This window comes from Cardinium endosymbiont cBtQ1 of Bemisia tabaci, from assembly GCF_000689375.1.
In the GTDB taxonomy this organism is placed as follows: Bacteria; Bacteroidota; Bacteroidia; order Cytophagales; family Amoebophilaceae; genus Cardinium.
Genome location: NZ_CBQZ010000001.1, coordinates 398,875 through 416,956, shown reverse-complemented (window position 1 = coordinate 416,956; position 18,082 = coordinate 398,875). Strand labels below are relative to the sequence as shown.

General features: G+C 35.2%; 11 protein-coding genes, 2 tRNA genes and 1 pseudogene. 5 read left to right on the top strand and 9 right to left on the bottom strand.

The window, feature by feature from the left end:
- Positions 1 to 257: 257 nt before the first annotated feature.
- On the top strand, positions 258 to 1,058 hold the full coding sequence (locus CHV_RS01880; RefSeq protein ID WP_130721320.1) for a hypothetical protein: 801 nt from the start codon (positions 258 to 260) through the stop codon (positions 1,056 to 1,058).
- A 1,235-nt stretch (positions 1,059 to 2,293) separates the two neighbouring features.
- On the opposite strand, the gene CHV_RS01875 is transcribed toward CHV_RS01880, so the two are convergent.
- From CHV_RS01875 to CHV_RS01855, 5 genes are all read right to left on the bottom strand, one after another.
- Entirely contained in the window at positions 2,294 to 3,169 is an 876-nt protein-coding gene (locus tag CHV_RS01875; RefSeq protein ID WP_034576736.1) for an IS982-like element ISCca1 family transposase, read from the bottom strand.
- Positions 3,170 to 3,467: 298 nt separating this feature from the next.
- Entirely contained in the window at positions 3,468 to 6,905 is a 3,438-nt protein-coding gene (dnaE, locus tag CHV_RS01870) for a DNA polymerase III subunit alpha (RefSeq protein WP_034576735.1), read from the bottom strand.
- A 214-nt stretch (positions 6,906 to 7,119) separates the two neighbouring features.
- Positions 7,120 to 7,195, bottom strand: a tRNA-His gene (locus tag CHV_RS01865).
- Between the two features lie 245 nt (positions 7,196 to 7,440).
- On the bottom strand, positions 7,441 to 8,388 hold the full coding sequence (locus tag CHV_RS01860) for an Rpn family recombination-promoting nuclease/putative transposase (protein ID WP_034576733.1): 948 nt from the start codon (positions 8,386 to 8,388) through the stop codon (positions 7,441 to 7,443).
- Between the two features lie 374 nt (positions 8,389 to 8,762).
- On the bottom strand, positions 8,763 to 9,239 hold the full coding sequence (locus CHV_RS01855; RefSeq protein ID WP_156933589.1) for a hypothetical protein: 477 nt from the start codon (positions 9,237 to 9,239) through the stop codon (positions 8,763 to 8,765).
- Positions 9,240 to 9,838: 599 nt separating this feature from the next.
- On the opposite strand from CHV_RS01855, the gene rfbD reads away from it, so the two are divergent.
- From rfbD to CHV_RS01830, 4 genes are all read left to right on the top strand, one after another.
- Positions 9,839 to 10,711 (top strand): dTDP-4-dehydrorhamnose reductase, encoded by an 873-nt coding sequence (rfbD, locus tag CHV_RS01845; protein ID WP_034576729.1) that lies wholly within the window; start codon positions 9,839 to 9,841, stop codon positions 10,709 to 10,711.
- 248 nt (positions 10,712 to 10,959) lie between these two features.
- Positions 10,960 to 12,270 (top strand): ribosome biogenesis GTPase Der, encoded by a 1,311-nt coding sequence (gene der, locus CHV_RS01840; protein WP_034576727.1) that lies wholly within the window; start codon positions 10,960 to 10,962, stop codon positions 12,268 to 12,270.
- A gap of 150 nt (positions 12,271 to 12,420) precedes the next feature.
- On the top strand, positions 12,421 to 13,317 hold the full coding sequence (locus CHV_RS01835) for an MlaD family protein (protein WP_034576726.1): 897 nt from the start codon (positions 12,421 to 12,423) through the stop codon (positions 13,315 to 13,317).
- Positions 13,318 to 13,408: 91 nt separating this feature from the next.
- On the top strand, positions 13,409 to 14,017 hold the full coding sequence (locus CHV_RS01830) for a phospholipase D-like domain-containing protein (RefSeq protein WP_051602152.1): 609 nt from the start codon (positions 13,409 to 13,411) through the stop codon (positions 14,015 to 14,017).
- Positions 14,018 to 14,056: 39 nt separating this feature from the next.
- On the opposite strand, the gene CHV_RS01825 is transcribed toward CHV_RS01830, so the two are convergent.
- The 4 genes and pseudogenes from CHV_RS01825 to CHV_RS05205 all read right to left on the bottom strand — a co-directional run bounded on the left by CHV_RS01825 (position 14,057) and on the right by CHV_RS05205 (position 18,035).
- Positions 14,057 to 15,823 (bottom strand): hypothetical protein, encoded by a 1,767-nt coding sequence (locus CHV_RS01825; protein ID WP_034576723.1) that lies wholly within the window; start codon positions 15,821 to 15,823, stop codon positions 14,057 to 14,059.
- Between the two features lie 98 nt (positions 15,824 to 15,921).
- Positions 15,922 to 16,008: transfer RNA gene (locus CHV_RS01820), tRNA-Ser, on the bottom strand.
- A gap of 101 nt (positions 16,009 to 16,109) precedes the next feature.
- Positions 16,110 to 16,721 carry a DUF502 domain-containing protein gene (locus CHV_RS01815; protein ID WP_034576721.1) on the bottom strand — a complete coding sequence of 204 codons (612 nt, stop codon included), beginning with the start codon at positions 16,719 to 16,721 and terminating at the stop codon, positions 16,110 to 16,112.
- 437 nt (positions 16,722 to 17,158) lie between these two features.
- Positions 17,159 to 18,035 (bottom strand): annotated as a pseudogene (locus CHV_RS05205) (IS982 family transposase).
- Positions 18,036 to 18,082 lie beyond the last annotated feature (47 nt).

Here is an 18,082-nt window from a genome sequence, read left to right as displayed (position 1 = left end):
GGCGCTATATATTATAGATTATACACTTTTAATCCATTTGTTTTTAATTCCAGCTTACATATAGCAAATGGACTAGACTATTCACCCAATGGCACCATGCGATTTGCATAATGGCGGTTAGAAAAACCCTAGCTTATGTGGGGCTGGTTTAAAATTTTATTGTTCACAACAAAACAAATTTACATATGCACCGCAATATAAATAAAGTAAAATTAATATGCAAAGGAAATATGAGCAGAAGCCTATTTTTATCTACTATGGGTACATTTTTACTTGCTTTTAACTGCGATAGAGGTATTAATGATTTTCGTGCGAAAGCAATTCAAAATCGTTTACATCCTGATTTAAAATTATTAAATAACCCATCAGCAGATTATTTTAGTTGCTCTTCTTCTATAAAAGAGGAGCAAGATAGGGAGACTGTTTATAATGGTGCTATACAACAAATAGCTGATTCAAATCCAAGTAAGATGGCTGCAGCAGTAGTGGCAGCTACAGATGGTTTGGAGGAAGAGTCTGAAACGTGTAGTATACCAATCCAAACAGATGATTTGTTAGAAGGGGCTGAAACTTCTAGCATAACGGATCAAAGGGGTGGAACGTCTAGTATACCGATCCTAACAGATGATTTAAAAGAACATGCTAAAACTTCTAGCGTAGCGGATCAAACGAATGGTTTGTTAGAAAATACTGATTGTGATGGTCATGAAGATGAATCTTCCTATGGTGACTGGGACCATACTTTTGATATAGGTAGTAATACCTATCCCGATCAAGATGAAGATGAAGATTTTCCTGTTGATGAGCTACCATTTGATGAGCAATCAGATTTGGTTAGTGAATGGTCTTATTCTTTTGATAACAATCCACTTCAAAATGATGATAACCATTCTATGATACAAGAGGATAACCAAAATGATCTTGAAAATGTGAAGAATATGCAGGAAAGTCCAATCCATGCTATTGTACTCCCAACTATACTATCGGAAGATGATAGGGATGCAAGAGGATCTGATAATATCGATAAAGATCAAAATCAAAATAGGGCTGTAGCTTAACCATGTTGGCGTCCTATTGCGTCCATGTTCGTTGTAGGATAGGAGAAATGCAAAATGAAGTCTGGGAAGTGTGTAATGAACCATAGACGTCAAGTTAAGAGTATTTTAGCCATAAACTTAATGATAAGGTCTATAATCTCACATTCCGAACCAAATTTTCCATTGGTTATGAGAATAATATAAAAATTTCTTAATTTATAATTAATTTCTAGATAACTGATTTTCAATGCAAAATTTTTACTCTATAACTAAAAATAAGAAAACATACCATTTTTTTTAAAAAATCATAATTCTTATAAAACATTATTAATCAATAGAAAATAATTAAATAAGCAAATATTTTCTGGTTCGGAATGTGAGATAATGATACCATATAAGGTATAAATTTTATAAGAAATTCATCAACAGCGTAATATATTTCAACTAATTTTGATACATTCATTAAGAGGCTTCTTTGCTAATTTGGTTTTTTTGCATTTCCAAATTTACAAGACAAAGGAGCTTTTTAAAGCTGTTTTTCTAATCACCCTAGTCTAGAATTGACGTTTATAATATTTCTTCTAAAGTGGTAGTTGACAAAATACCGTCTACACAGTAATCAGGTAACTTATAGACTTATCATGGAATCGCGTCCTATGCCACTTTTCATATCTTGTATGCTCTTCTCGACACGTCTACAAGATTTCAGTTTTATTCATCTTTCTAATTCTAACCTGCTGAATTTATTTCCAGATTTTCCTTTTGCGCTCGCGATCATCAGTCTTAATGACAGCCGCCTAAGGTGGTTTGAGACCTGATCCTAAAATCCGATCTCGAAGGGCCTTCATTCATCTTATATGAAGCTTTTATTATCAATCCCTTTTTTTTCATGATAATACTTATCTACGACACACGACGCGACAGAGCCAACAAGAGAACGGACTATATAAAATTAACTAAAAATGTGACGGAACACTGTAAAAGGGTGTACTGAACTATAGCGTCAATGACAATATGGAATTTTACTTACGAAAGTACTTATCTCTTACATAATGAAACAACAAGTAATTCATTGCTATCATGTATAGCACTATGAAGATTAAAAAACCAACTTTAAATGATACCATAGATGAAAAATAATAAAGCAATAAATTAAAGGCAACAACAACCTGAATCTATAATTATTATTGAAATAATCCAAATATTGTTATACATGTAGACTAGATACCCTTATATACCTGAACTCTGGATTAGAATTATTGTAAACCAGTTGTATATATATTAGCTATAGCCGGTTTTTTCTCTTTTAGCCCATAAGCAGTAATACCAGCTATTAAATTGACAATAAAATTAGGTATGCTTCTGTGTCTAGAGTGTTCTATTTGGCTAATATTTTTAAGCTGATCGATAATGATTTCAATGATGGATCTCTTTCGAAGCATTAATTTATCCCATAATGTCATAAAAGCATTTTTCATATTTTTCTTGATATGGGTAATGAGCTCTATTCCTTTTTCCATAAGTTTTTCAAATAATTCTTTGCTGATATAGCCTTTATCCGAGAATACTTTACCGATTAAATTTTTGCATAAACTTTTTGCAGGGAATCTATCCTTGACCCTACCTGGGGTAAGTGTAAAATTCATAATTTCACCTAAATCATTTACAATCAAATGTAACTTGAACCCAAAAAACCAGCCAGTCGTTGTTTTACCTTTAGTAGCTATTGATTTAAATACTTTGTTAGAACAAGCCCTTTGTACCTTACAAACTTTAATGGCTGTTGAATCCATAAAATAACAACCTGTTCTTGTCTTAGAAAGACTATGCGTAAAGAAATACATAGGAACTAACGTTCTTTTTACTAGTGATATGAATCTATTATAGCTCACTAATGTTCTAAACTCACTTGAGTGAAATTGCTCTAAATGAATATAATACATCTTAAAATTTCTAAAACCTATTAGATGAAAAGCAATTAGTATAGTCATTATTTCGCTTAAGTTAAGAGAACAAGTTCTAGTGGGTTTTCTTGTGGGCTCTGTTAACAGCTTTTTCTCCATATAAGGCATAAATTTTATTAAAAACTCATCTACCATATAATATATTTCTACTAATTTGTCTACATTCATAAGCGGCTCCTTTAGTTTTTAGAGGTAATTTTCAATCACCTAAATTTAAAACTCAAAGAAGCTTCTTTATACGCAAATATGAAAATCTAATCCAGAGTTCAGGTATATAGGTGATAATATGGAATATTGTAGCAACATAAATTTAAATCATGTAACTGAACAAAATCAAACCTTATTGGGTAATATGACAAGTACAGAGTCAGTGAAAATGTTCAATAGATCGGAGTATTACCAAAAGATTGCATAAAGGAACCTTTTAGGGGTAATAGGAAAAATCAACTGCAGATGAGACAGTCCTCTAAGTACATAGGCAAAAATCTATAGAGAGGCCATGCAATAATCCAAATAGTTCGTTGGTGGGTTCCACACGGTATAGGGTAGAAAGGGTTGGAATGGTGATTTGGGCTTCATGATCTATAATGGATATCTTTATAAAAGATTTACCTGGATAACGTTTGATGCAAGCTTCCAATTCGTTTACCAGCTGTTGGTTAATATGGTCTTGCATCAGCTTTAAATGAATTCCTTTCGCCATTTTTTCCCGTATCTCTTCCAATAGGTTAATCGTTCGGGGCTTAAAGGTTTGCACCTCTTGGTTGCCATAACGTATGGCTACATGTCCAGTAAGGAAAAGTAATTTTCCAACTTCTAATAGATGCTTGTATTTTAAATAGTCTTCCCCAAAAAGTGCAAAATGTAACGATCCATGGTAATCATCTAATGTGACTAGCGCAAAAGGATTTCCTTTACCATTTTGCTTAATGGTAGAAGCAGTAAGTATACCTGCTATAGTTACAGTTTTTCGACTAGCAGTTAGTATATTTTGTGTAGTTACATTGCAAAAGCTTTCTATATCTATTTTAAATGGATCTAATGGATGGCCAGAAATATAAAAACCAACCAGTTCTTTCTCTATACGCAGTTGTTCCAATGGATGATAAGGGTCACAATCAACGGGTTCTGGCCTTTTAACTTGACTATAGCCACTAGCTGCAAAAAGAGACTGCGCAGCTTCTATCTGTTCTTTTTGTATACGATTGCGATATTGGATCAATTTTTCTATAAAACTGCTACCCAATGCTTCATAGAGATACTGTCTTCTATGTAACCCCTTCAAGCTATCAAAAGCACCCGATAAAGCAAGTGATTCTATCGTTTTTTTATTGAGGATTTTAAGATGAATGGATTCGACAAAATCAAAAATATCTTTAAACGTTCCTTTTTCCTTTCTTGCTGCTATAATAGCAGTGACCGCTGCCTCGCTTGTTCCTTTGATCGCGCCTAGTCCAAACCTTATTTCTTTATGGAGGCCTGCACTAAAATTGACTTGGCTGGCATTGATATCAGGGCCCAATACAGCTAATCCTTGCTGTCGACTTTCTTCCATAAAAAAAGCAATTTTTTCAATATCACCCTGGTTATGGGTTAATACAGCGGCCATATATTCGGTAGGGTAGTGGGCCTTTAAATAAGCCGTTTGATAAGCAATGAGGGAATAGGCTGCTGCATGTGAACGATTAAAGCCATATTGTGCAAACTTTTCCATAATTTCAAAAATAGCCAATGCTTTTTCTTTAGGGATTTTATGTTTTTGAGCCGCTCCCGTTATGAAAATATCACACTGTTTGGCCATTTCTGTTGCATTTTTTTTCCCCATAGCCTTGCGCAGCAAATCTGCACTACCTAGGGTATAACCCGCCATGGCTTGTGCAGTTTGTATGATTTGCTCTTGGTAAATCATAATGCCATAAGTGGGCTTTAGAATAGTTTCTAAAATTGGATGAGGGTATTCAATAGCTTCTTTACCATGTTTGCGGGCAATAAAATTAGGAATAAACTGCATCGGGCCTGGCCTATAAAGCGCATTCATCGCAATCAACTCTTCCATCGTAGTGGGTTGCAGTTTAATCAACCATTGACGCATCCCTTCTGACTCAAATTGAAAGGTCCCTTTTGTATGACCGGATTGATATAGTTTAAAAGTAATCGGGTCATCTAATGGAATTAGATCTATATCTATGGAAATGGCTCTATTTTGTTGGATCAATTGCAATGTATCTTTAATAATACTAAGCGTCTTTAAGCCTAAGAAATCCATCTTTAGCATGCCGATTCCTTCAAGTACCGACCCATCATATTGGGTAACCAATAAATCAGAATTTTTATCTGTTTTTACTGGAATATATTCCACAATATCATGAGGTGCTATGATGATGCCTGCTGCATGAATACCTGTATGGCGGACCAACCCTTCTAATCTTTCCGCTAAATCCAATACGTTACCTTCTGGTGTGGTAAGGGCTTTCTTAAGCTCAGCCAGTTCTTTTACTTCTTCAAAAGCTTCTGATAAGGTAATCCCTAGTTTATCGGGTATCAACTTGGTCATATAGTTGGCCCGTGCCAAAGGTACCCCCAACACACGGGCTACATCCCGTATGGCAGATTTAGCGGCCATACTACCAAAGGTGATAATGGAGGCTACTTGGTTTTTACCATATTTTTGAATCACGTAATCAATTACTTTCTTACGTCCTTCATCATCAAAATCTACGTCTATATCAGGCATAGAAACCCGTTCTGGATTCAAAAAACGTTCAAAAAGCAGATTATAGCGTATGGGATCTATTTTGGTAATGCCGATGCAAAAAGCCACTAGGGAGCCTGCTACCGACCCTCGACCTGGCCCTACCACCACACCTAATTGTACAGCCGCCTGAATAAAGTCTTGTACAATTAGAAAATAGCCAGCAAAACCGGTCTGGGCAATAATGGCCAATTCATAGTTGAGTCTGTGCTCTACCTCTAGAGGAATAGTCCCATACTTGGCATGTGCTCCAGAAAAAGCCAAATGGCTTAGATAGAGATTGGTATCTGAAAATCCACTTGGAAGTTTAAAAATAGGGAGCAGCACATCACGTGTTAAGGAAACGGTTTCTACTTTTTCCACCAAGGCTAGGGTATTGGTAAGGGCCTCTGGTATATCTGTAAAAACTGAAGCCATTGCTTCTGGTGACTTTAAAAAAAATTGATCGTTGTTAAAACGCATCCGATTGGGATCGTTGTAATCTTTTCCTGTCTGTAAGCAGAGCAATACATCTTGTGAAAGACTGTCCTGTTGCGCAACATAATGGACATCGTTGGTGGCAATCACTTTCACATTATATTTTTTAGCCCAACGGAGCAATAGGCCGTTACAGATTTCTTGTTCTTTGATGCCATGTCTTTGTAGCTCTATGTAGTAATCTTCACCAAACAGCTCAACCCATTCTAAAAAAAGCTTTTCTGCCGCTGCTTCACCATGGCGTATAATGGTTTTAGGAATCTCTGCACTTAAACAACAGGTAGTGGCAATTAACCCTTCTTTATACTGTTTGAGTAAAGCTTTATCAATACGTGGTTTATAGTAATAGCCTTCTAAAAAACCTAAGGAGCATAACTTGGTAATATTTTGATAACCTATTGCATTTTTAGCCAGCAACAACTGATGGTAACGGGTTTTGTCTTTATGATCGTGCCGATCAGGTGCCATATAAAACTCACATCCTATAATGGGTTTTATCCCTTCCTTAGCAGCTGCCGCTACAAAATGGGGGACCCCAAACATATTCCCATGGTCGGTAATGGCCAATGCATCCATGCCCAATTGTTTATTGGCAGCTATTAAACGTGTGACCTTAGCAGCTCCATCTAATAAAGAATATTCTGTATGACAATGTAAATGGCAAAAGTTAGACATGGCGGTATGATATTGTATAGATGGCCTCCTATTATAGAAGTATTAAAAGTAGCTTTAACGGCCTTATTTCCTGTAGGGGGGCGGGAGAGGCATACACATACCTAATTTTTTTGATACAGCAAACACGAAGATACGGAAAGCGTAGGTTACCGCAATACAGCTGCCCAGAATGGGCGATCTAAAAAAATGCGCACTATATTAGGTAAAAACATCAGGGTGAAAGACGGGATTCGAACCCGCGACCCTTGGTACCACAAACCAATGCTCTAACCAGCTGAGCTACATTCACCATAAAAACAGATCTATCAAGCTATTGAGCGGATAGATAACTTAATGGGTCAAATATAAGCAAAAAAAATAAAAATTGTATACAACGGCTCTCTCTATCTAAATCATCATAGAACAAGTGATGATAAAGCACCAGCGCATATTAGAATGTATTATACAAATCAAAATAAATAATGGTATTTTCAGTTTGCATACATGATGGGTACAAAGTTGCAATTAGACTTATTGTAAAAAAGTATTATTGTGTTTATATAATAGACTGAATATCATCCATAGATAAACCAGTAATAATCAAGATATTTTCCATAGGATAACCTTGTAAAAGCATAGATTTAGCGATTTCTAGCTTACCCTCTAGCTTACCCTCTAGCTTACCTTTTTCTTCGCCTATTCGGATGCCTTCTTGTCTCCCTTCTTGTCTCCCTTTTTGCTCTCCTTCTAATCTACCTTTTTGTTCACCTTCTCTTCTATATTTTTCTACTGTATTGGCTTCTATTCTCAACCATTTCAAGTGATCTTCATAAGCCATTCTTTCTTCATCGGTCAAGTTTAGCGTATCTAAAACGTGCAATGCCTTTTTCAGGGTATGGATGGCCAACGGTCCTGGTAGGTTATCCTTATTCAGCAAATCATGACGCGTAAGAAAGGCAGTCCAAATGTCTAAAGAAGTTTTGATCTTTTTCAATAAACTATTTAGATCTTCCTCTGGATCTTTACTGAACTTTGTTAGCTCTACAGTATGTAATTCTAAATCCTTAAAATAGGGGAGACCGCTCTCTTGTTCTGTTATACGAAATACATTATGATACTTCAGATTATTTGTTATAGATACAAAGTTAAGAATATGAATACCTATCGCTTTATGTAAAGTAGCATAATCCTGAGAACGCTTTAATTGATCTGTATACAGCTTAGCCCAATAATATAAGGCTCGTTTATCATAATCTGCTTCATCGGTGATTTGGATTTCTATATTAAACCTTTTGCCTGTTTCACTAATTGCTTTAATATCTAGGATAGATAGTTTATCGGTTCTAAAATTTTGGGGATTATAAGGGTTTAATAACGTAACATCTACTACCTGATCTTCATTTGAAACCGTAGCGTTGATCAGAGCCATTAATAGATCTTTATTTTCCTCTACTCCAAATATTTTTTTAAAGGCCAGGTCTACTTTTGGCGTAATTTTTTCCATAAATGATTGCTCGTTATTGCTTTTTCATCAAAGCTATATAATACAATTTTACACTACACAATATACACACTTATTTATAATATTTAGTAAGGGCATTTTACCTTATATATTTGAAAGGAGGGGACTTACTTGGCTATGAAAAATTATCGTACCTTATCCATCTTAATAGATACTAGATTTACATCAGGAGGGTCATAAGCAATAAATTGCTTATGACCGTTAAACAAATAAGATAACACCAAAAGTAAGGGCTAAATGGCTTTAGTCTAGTAGCGTATTTTAGATAAACGCTTTTTGTTTTTTTGAATCACTAAAGCTAGTTGCCGGAATGTATATTGTAAAGGCTAGTTTGAAAATATATTTTTAGCGTTTATTTATTTATTTTTCTTCTTAAAATATTTAGCAAGCCTCTTTATTGTCTTGTTTACTTCTTTCTTCTTGTTTATTACCTTGATTGTATTATCATCATCCATTGTTCTAGAACCAGCTTCTTTATTACTTAAATCTATAGATTGCTTATCTTCTTTTGTTGTAAATACATGTTCCCCTTCCCCAGATTGATCGTTTTGAGTAGTTTCTCTGTTTTTTGATTCTTGTATACTTGGTATAGTAGCTTTAATTTTGGGTCCCACCATTGGTTTACCATTGCTTTCTTCCTTTTTCCCATCTAATTGTGCCTCAGTAGTTACAATATGAGTTAAAGGCATTGCATCGGCAACAGCTTCCGTTTTGCTAGCCGAAATGGTAGAGGAGTTTGGTTTAACGTTTCCGTTTTTACTACCAGTGCATTTTTCTGCTGTTAAGACAGGTAAAAATAATAAAAAAATTAGTTTGTTTGTAGATCTGGACATAATAATGTAAATTTGGTTTAAATAAAACTTAAATTGTATTATGGAGTATGCCATCAGCATGTTTCCATAATTAGTTTGGTATTGTGTCTTGCATATAGTATATTTCTTTGGTTATGCATAAAAAAGCAATACATTAAAAACAGTTTATCAAGTATATCTATTTCTTTATATACGATTGGCTCATGCATCTACTGGAATGGGTTTAAGCAGCTTAGTAGATATAAAATAGTCATTAGGTCTTTTATCCATATTGGCGTACTCACCTGGATCATTCATTTAGATTTTTGTTTTTGTTTTTTTATATATCCTAAGCCCTACTACATTGCAGCTAGATTTATATCTGCCAAAAAGCAGCTAAAACTGTTTTTTGGGTAGCTAAGTTTCTTAGCAACTTCTAGCTTTAGTTGGCTTATGCTTATACTTAATGGTAATAAAAAAAATATATTATTGCAATTTTTTTGAATTCAATCTTTTTGGATCTAATAATGGTGCTTGTCTGTGCTTTTTACATTTTTTTAAAATAAACTTTCATGTAAGGGAGAACAAAACCTGCTCCTTTGCCCCATTGTTTACTTGTATAGGCCATCTTACCAAAGGCTATGTCTGTTGTTTTAGTTACTGGTTCAGGAGGTCAGTTGGGCGTTGCTTTACAGGATACTTTTAAAGCGCGGCCTTTCTTTGCGCCCATTTTTTGCAGCAAGTTCATGCTGGATATTACAGATGGTAGCCAAATAGAGGCTTGTATCAGAGCCCATTCCGTTCGCTACATTATAAATTGTGCGGCTTATACAAATGTGCAACGGGCAGAACAAGAAGCAGCAACCTGTTTTAAGGTAAATAGCTTAGGTGCAGGCTGCTTGGCAGCATTGGCGGCAAAGTATGGTATTGTGCTCTTCCATATTTCAACAGACTATGTATTTGGCCTTACAAAAGGCCGTCCATTAAGCCCTAATGATCCCACCGATCCGCTGAATCAATATGGTCAATCCAAACGAGCTGGCGAACAAATGGTGGCAGCACGGGCTACCCATTTTTATATCATTCGAACCGCATGGCTATATGGTGAAAAAGGAGATAACTTTTTTACCAAAATGGTCGCATGGGCCCAGAAAGGGGATGTTATAGAGATGGTAGATGACCAAATAGGCAGTCCTACCTATGTCTATGACCTGGCAGCAGCCATTTGGGAAATAGTCGAAAAAATAGCAAAAAATAATCTAGCCGACTATCCCTCTGGCATCTATCACTATACCAATGAAGGAGTAGCCAGTTGGTATGATTTTGCCTATGCTATTGCTGCTGCTTTACCCAATCGTTGTGCCGTAATCCCCCGATCATCTGCTACAGTAGGACTTAAAAGGCCTTACTATAGTGTATTAAATAAATCTTCTTTCCGAACTGTATTTCAAGTCAAGATCCCCCATTGGCAAGATAGCCTGGCCCTTTGTGTAACAAAATGGCAAAACCAATAATGGATTGGTTACCATCCAGCGCTGCCGTTTAATAGGCAGGCTAAGCTCTTTTCCCTCTTATAAGTAGGTTGCTTTTGGGTAGGATTTATATTAAATTTAGCCCTTTATTTTAAAGCTTGCTCGTACGTATCCCCTATACGATTCTGCGGTATCCTGGTGCCTTATATAAAGTGATCGGGTGATCCACCAGAGCTATTGGGCTGTCGAGAGGGTACGGTAGCTTCAGATTTTTAATTTTACTTTAATGTATGGCAAATGTAGTGGCCATTGTAGGCAGATCTAATGTAGGTAAATCTACTTTTTTTAATAGACTGATCGAAGAAAGACGAGCCATTATGGACGGTTCTGTCCACACTACCCGTGACCGACACTATGGTTATGCACAGTGGAGCAATAGATTTTTTACCGTTATTGATACGGGGGGATATATGTCTGGTGCCGATCATACTTTTGCCCATGGTATTCGCGAGCAGATTCAGCTTGCATTAGATGAAGCCAACTTGGTACTCTTTATGGTAGACTGTATAGAAGGACCAACCGATCTAGATAAAGAATTTGCCCATCTATTGCGGAAAATAAATAAGCCTGTTTTTTTAGTAGCCAATAAATCAGAAGGTCTAATGGCTGAAATGGCTGCATCTAGTTTCTATGCTTTAGGGCTTGGTCCCCCATTTCCTATAGCAGCGATAAATGGTTCTGGAACAGGTGATTTGCTAGATGCCTTGTTGCCCCACTTAAAAGAGCTACCCATTACAGAAGCCCCATCAAATAAGCTCCCTAGGTTTACTATTTTAGGCCGCCCAAATGTAGGTAAATCTTCTTTTTTAAATGTATTATTAGATGAAAAAAGGAGTATGGTCAGTCCGCTCTCTGGTACGACCAGAGATGCAATAGATACCCCATACAACCGCTATAATAAAAAGTTCATCCTAACCGATACAGCAGGCATACGGAAGAAATCAAAGGTACGCGATGCCATCGAATTTTATTCCGTGTTGCGTGCCGTAAAAGCCATGCAAGACGCAGATATTTGTTTGATCATGATAGATGCCCAACATGGCATAGAAGCGCAGGATATTTCGCTTATTGCACTAGCACAGCGGTATAAAAAAGGTATGGTTTTAGTAGTAAATAAATGGGATTTGATCGATAAAGAGGCTACAACCGCTGACAGCTATAGAAAACATCTATTGCACAAACTGGCTCCTTTAGACTATTTGCCCATTGTATTTGTTTCAACTGTAAAAAAACAACGGGTCTATCAAACCATTGAGAAAGGGCTTGCTGTTTATCAAAATAAAGTAAAAAAAATTTCCACTTCTGAGTTAAACAAAGCCATCTTACCTATTATTGAAAAAAACCATCCCCCTGCTGTAAAAGGGAAGCATATCCAAATTAAGTATTGCACGCAAGTTACTGGACATGCCCCTACATTTGCTTTCTTTTGCAACCACCCGACCTATATTCAGCCTAATTATAAAAGCTATTTGGTGAATCAACTCAGGTCCCATTTTGACTTTGAGGGTGTGCCTGTTCAGGTAGTATTTAAGAAAAAGTAATCTTTCGGTATAGATTTGCAGCCAACCAATGGCTATTCAAGCCATTGGTTGGCTGCAAATAATTGAGTTATTTTGTAAATTGCTTTATTACAAAATAATTTTTTTACTTTATATTATTTTCTCTTACCCAAACATGCAAAAGATACCAATATGAAAATAAATAAGAACTATACGATAGGCTTATTAGTGCTATCTTCTTTGGGCACTTTGTATTATGGTTTTTCATTTCTAAAAGGCCATAATGTATTTTCTACATACAATCATTACCAAGTTTCTTACCCTGTAAATAAGAACTTATGCGTTTCGGCGCCTGTTAAACTAAAAGGTCATGTGGTAGGCATGGTCACAAAAGTAGAAATTCAGCCTAAACAGAATTATAGCACACTGGTTACCATTGAGGTAGAAAAACAATTTCCTTTAACCGATACCAGTAAAGTTATGTTGAATAATGCCGGTATGATGGAAGGTAATGCCTTAGAAATTGAGCTCCAAGAAGGACGTCCTATCGGTAGGCAAGACATTATCATTGGCCAGATTCATCCAGATTTTAATGATGTTGATCTTAAGGCAATGACGGCACAGATTGCAACGGTTACTCAAAATCTGATTAAAACGACTGAAGGCGTAAATGCCATTCTACTCAATTTTGAAAAAACAAGTGCAATCTTAAACAGCACTATGGGTCAGCTTGAATCTAACATAAACACTATTGCAAAAAATATAATTGCTATTTCTTCACTATTGGCAGATCCTAAAAAAGGTATACCGGCTATGCTTCCTACTATAAATAGCCTAGTTATGGAGATGCAATCTATTCCATTTAAGGATATATCTTTTAGAGTCAATCATATATTACAAGATCTGGAAAAATTCATACAACAGACCACTAGTGGTCATGGCAGTTTGGGGTTGCTTATAAATGATCCAACGCTCTATCATAAATTTAATCATAGTGTAGAAAATTTGGATGCATTGCTCTTTGATCTAAGAAAACGGCCTTCGCGTTATGTACACTTTTCTTTGTTCGGTTTAAAAAAGCATAAATAAAAAGTATACTAGACTGCTTTATTAAGACAAATTTTTATCCATTTTATTTCCTTCTTTGTTCTATTTACTAGCCATCTGATTAGAACCCTTTATGAAGCAGTCTACCATTCGAAAGTTGCCACATATCCCCAATATTTGGATTAAATTTTTAGCCACTGCGCTCATTGCTTTTAGCAGTTTATTGGTTAATTATACCGCTTGTAACAGCTCCAATCGGTCTGATGAAGACCTAGCCATACAAGTTTGGTTTACACCACAAGACCCTTGTATGGATCTTATTGTAGCCAAGATCCTATCTGCCAAAGCATTAATCCTTGTGCAGGCCTATGTGATCACCTCTAAAAAGATTGCAAATGCACTGATACAAGCGCATCAACATGGGGTAACCGTTCAGTTATTAATAGATAAAGATGCACAAACTACAAAGGGGAGTAAAGTAAACAGTTTGTTACAACATGGTATTCCTATTATAATTGATAAAACAGTTGGTTATGCACATAATAAAGTAATGATTATTGATGATACATATGTCATTACAGGTTCTTTTAATTGGACAGATGGTGCGCAGGCTAGAAATGCAGAGAACTTAGTCATCATAGCAGGACAAGCCATCAATAAAAAATTTAAAAATAATTGGTATATAAGGGCAGCAAATGGAAAGCGATTAAGATCTATCTATACCTATTCATCTCTAAGATAAAGGAAGTTTGCGCCTGTTCATCCATTTAAAATCTTATTTTTATTTGATAGAGAAGCATAAAAATTTATCTTTTACAAATCGTAATACTGGAATATGCTGATTGGCATGATGCTTTCCATAGGATACACCCTGAAAAATAAGGCCACTGTACTGCATGTTTTCCCATTTTTTTTGAAAATAAGTACCATAATCACCTAGCATCCGACCAAAAAATAGCATCATTTCATAGCCAATGTAGCTTTTTTCATTGGGTTTTGTTGCATTTTTTTCAAAAAATTTTTTCCGAAAAATACTTAACGCAGGCCTACTATAGTCAATATAGTTCGGAGATAAGAATAAAATAGGCAATCTTTCTAGTTGGTAAATATTTAGTATTTCTTTTTTTATCCACTGCTCATGGCCTATAATTTGTGGCTTAATACCAAGTTTTAAACAAAGACTTATTACCTGAGAAACCACCAACTCATCTTGAGAAGGCACATAGATATGGGTTAAATTGGTTAAATCTAATTGCGTTTGCTCCCTATTTTCAAGATTTTTTTCTTCTTCTTGGTTTTCTTCCAAAAAATTTTTAGCAGTTTTATGAGAAAGTTGTACAAATAAATCTATTGACTTACCCAGCTGCTGCTCAATCCTATGTTTATATACGGTCGCTTGTAATATATCCTTGTGTTCCATACCATAAAATACCCCTATATAAGGTTGCACTGTTGGCTTGTCATATATATCATTTAGTGTAAGCGATGCTGCTTTTTGTGCAAAAGTTTCTAAATCGGGCTGAAAAAGAAAAGCGAATGGATTACTATGGGTTATCGTAGAGTTATCAGAAATAGGGTTTACAAGGTTAATTTTATGTTTTTTAGCAAATGCAGCAACCAACGGGATCGTATCGGGATAGAGTGGACCTATGATCAGATCCATATAGGCCATGGCTTCTTGTGCCAGCAATGCTTTGGTAACTTCTACGCTTCTTTTCGTATCAAACGTAAAAAGATTAATCACAATACCATCTTGAGCAAGTTTTTCTATGGCCAACTGTATACCTTGGTATAGCTCAATAACAAATTGGTCTGTACATGCTTCATAGTCCAACTCGTTGACAAACAAAGGAAGCAAAACCGCTACATCATAAGCGGTTTTATGCTTAGACTTTACATGTTTCAAGGGATCGTATGTATAGTCTGCAAAATTATATTTCTGTTTTAACTGATTGATTAATGAAAAGTCTTGCGTAAGATAGGCCGCTCGTGCGACTTTTTTATGTAAAATAGTCTTAATAATAGGGTCATTTGGAAATTTTTCAATCAGCTCTTGTAGATGGGCATGATCCTCTATTTTTTTTAAGAAAAATTTTTTTAGGTGTAGCACTGATCCAGCCATATGCTTATCTTTAATCAAAGCAAGCGCACCCAAAGCCGCTTCAAAAGATCCCTCTTCAAAGCTACATTGCGCACACCAATAATGGATTTCATCTTGCTTATTCCAAGCTGGAAATTTTTCCTGCATTTCTAAAAACATCTGATGAGCAATTGCTTTTTCTCCATTGTGATAGGCAGCTAATCCATAGTAGAAATGGATATAGGGAGAAAGAGAAGGAGGATGTTGTATTTTTATGAGTTCAGCAAATAATGACTTTGCCTCAGCATAAGCTTCTCTCTTGTAAACTTTTTTAGCTGCTTCGTATTGGGCCAATAAAAGTTTTGGATGGCAATCTGGCATACCTAAGCGTAGGCTTGGTTTGGCCACAGCAGTATGTTCTAAAGGGTATATAAGAAACCATAAGGCCAACTGCAGATAAATCTTCATAGTGGTGGTTACTTTGTATACAAAATCATATTATAGATAGGTCCAACCATTTGTATGTAAGCGTATCCTTTGTACTTATTACCAATAATATTAATATGAGGAGGGTGAGGGATTCGAACCCTCGGTACTTTTAACAGTACCACGGTTTTCAAGACCGTTGCATTAAACCACTCTGCCAACCCTCCCAACCTAGTACATTTATGATAGAGGCAATATTACAAAATAAAATGGAGCTTGTAAAAGTTTTTTTGAAAATAGCTTATTTCGCTTTATAGATCGCTTACTGCTACGCTGTTGCATCTACATCTGGCCTATTTGTTTTGGTGGCTGTATTTTTTAGTGGTGTAAGTCCTCCAGAAAAATTGAATTTCATTACTTCAGAGCCAGGTAGATCCAAAGGCTTAACCAATTCTGGAGGAACGATAACAAGCACGCCAGCTAAATCATAAGCATTCGGTAGGTAAACGGCTATATGGCCAGGCATAGAAAGCACTTCCAGCGCATCTTTTGTAATGAATCCTATTCTATAGACTTGGGTGGTTTTGTTGAGTAAAATAATAACAGGTTTATTGAATTTTTCTTTGCTGCTTACAAAAGCTGCAGTAAAATCTTTTAAGTAAGAATAAAGTGCACGAATGAATGGAACCTTTTTGATCAATGCTTCTGTAAAGCCAAATACTGACTTAACGAAAAGGGTAGTACCTATATATCCCAACAGGGTTATAGAGGCCACTACAATGCACATGCCCAAACCTGGAATACCTAGGCTAACAAATCCATCTATTTTCCGCAGCACTACTGAAATTAAATAGAGTGTTCCACCTAATGGAATGATCAATAATAGCCCTCTAAAAAAATAGCGCATCAGCCTATTAATAAGCGGTTGCTCGGTTCTCATGGTGTTAGCATTTGTAAATATAAAAGCAGTTTAATCCTCAACTATACCAGCCCCAATTTAAATAAAAAAGATGATAGAAAATAATAGTTGGTGTCCTTACTATCCCTAAAATATATATTAAAGTAAAGCATTTAAAATTAAATATATATAGCTAATAATGATTTAATAAAAATTTTTAACAATATTTTATTCGGCTAAATATCCAAATATATGATTTGTTATCCCCTTTATAGGTATATATTTGTTAAAGTTTATATGTAATAAACATATATTTTGTATTGATTATGAAATATATTTATATTTATACTGAATAATATTTATCTGTATTTTTGTTCTTTTTAGACCATTTATGCGGTCGTTTTGTTGACGGTCTATTCAATAGACTGATGGAGCCATTTTTATTGTGATTTCTTTATAACGTCAGTTTCGGATTAGACTTATTGTAAACCAGTTGTATATATATTAGCTATAGCCGGTTTTTTCTCTTTTAGTGAATAAGCTGTAATACCAGCTATTAAATTGACAATAAAATTAGGTATACTTCTATGCCTGGAGTGTTCTATCTGACTAATATTTTTAAGCTGATCGATAATGGTTTCAATGATAGATCTCTTTCGAAGCATTAGCTTATCCCAGATAGGCATGAAAGCATTTTTCATATTTTTTCTGATTTGAGTAATCAGTTCTATGCCTTTTCCCATAAGTTTTTCAAATAATTCTTTACTCAAGTAGCCTTTATCAGCAAATACTTTTCCGATCAAATTTTTACATAAGTTTTCTACTGGCCATCTATCATTGGACTTACCTGTAGTAAGAGAAAAATTCATAATTTCTCCTAAATCATTGACAATCAAGTTTTAATTTGATTACCGTAAAACCATCCAGTAGTAGTTTTACCTTTACTAGCAATTGTCTTAAATACTTTATGAGCATAAGCTCTTTTTATATTACAAACCTTTATAGCGGTTGAATCCATAAAATAACAGCCTGTTCTCGTTTTAGAAAGACTTTGAGAAAAAAGTAAAATGGAACTACTGTTCTTTGAACTAGGGATATAAATCTACTATAGCTTACTAACTTGCAAAAGTCATTAGAATGAAATTGTTGTAAATGAATATAATACAACTTAAAATTTCTAAAGCCAATTACATGAAAAGCAATTAATATTGTCATTATTTCGCTCAAAATCAGTGAACATGTTCTAGTAGGTTTTCTATCTGAAGTAGGTAACAAATGTGATTCCATATAAGGCATAAATTTTATAAGAAATTCATCAACAGCGTAATATATTTCAACTAATTTTGATACATTCATATCCGGCTCCTTTGGTTTTTATGATTATTTTTCAATCCCACAAATTT

Bases quoted from the DNA above. Each gene is read 5' to 3' on its own strand.
- CHV_RS01880 (WP_130721320.1), top strand. From the start codon at position 258: ATGGGTACATTTTTACTTGCTTTTAACTGCGATAGAGGTATTAATGAT.
- CHV_RS01875 (WP_034576736.1), bottom strand. From the start codon at position 3,169: ATGAATGTAGACAAATTAGTAGAAATATATTATATGGTAGATGAGTTT.
- dnaE (WP_034576735.1), bottom strand. From the start codon at position 6,905: ATGTCTAACTTTTGCCATTTACATTGTCATACAGAATATTCTTTATTA.
- CHV_RS01860 (WP_034576733.1), bottom strand. From the start codon at position 8,388: ATGGAAAAAATTACGCCAAAAGTAGACCTGGCCTTTAAAAAAATATTT.
- CHV_RS01855 (WP_156933589.1), bottom strand. From the start codon at position 9,239: ATGTCCAGATCTACAAACAAACTAATTTTTTTATTATTTTTACCTGTC.
- rfbD (WP_034576729.1), top strand. From the start codon at position 9,839: ATGTCTGTTGTTTTAGTTACTGGTTCAGGAGGTCAGTTGGGCGTTGCT.
- der (WP_034576727.1), top strand. From the start codon at position 10,960: ATGGCAAATGTAGTGGCCATTGTAGGCAGATCTAATGTAGGTAAATCT.
- CHV_RS01835 (WP_034576726.1), top strand. From the start codon at position 12,421: ATGAAAATAAATAAGAACTATACGATAGGCTTATTAGTGCTATCTTCT.
- CHV_RS01830 (WP_051602152.1), top strand. From the start codon at position 13,409: ATGAAGCAGTCTACCATTCGAAAGTTGCCACATATCCCCAATATTTGG.
- CHV_RS01825 (WP_034576723.1), bottom strand. From the start codon at position 15,823: ATGAAGATTTATCTGCAGTTGGCCTTATGGTTTCTTATATACCCTTTA.
- CHV_RS01815 (WP_034576721.1), bottom strand. From the start codon at position 16,721: ATGAGAACCGAGCAACCGCTTATTAATAGGCTGATGCGCTATTTTTTT.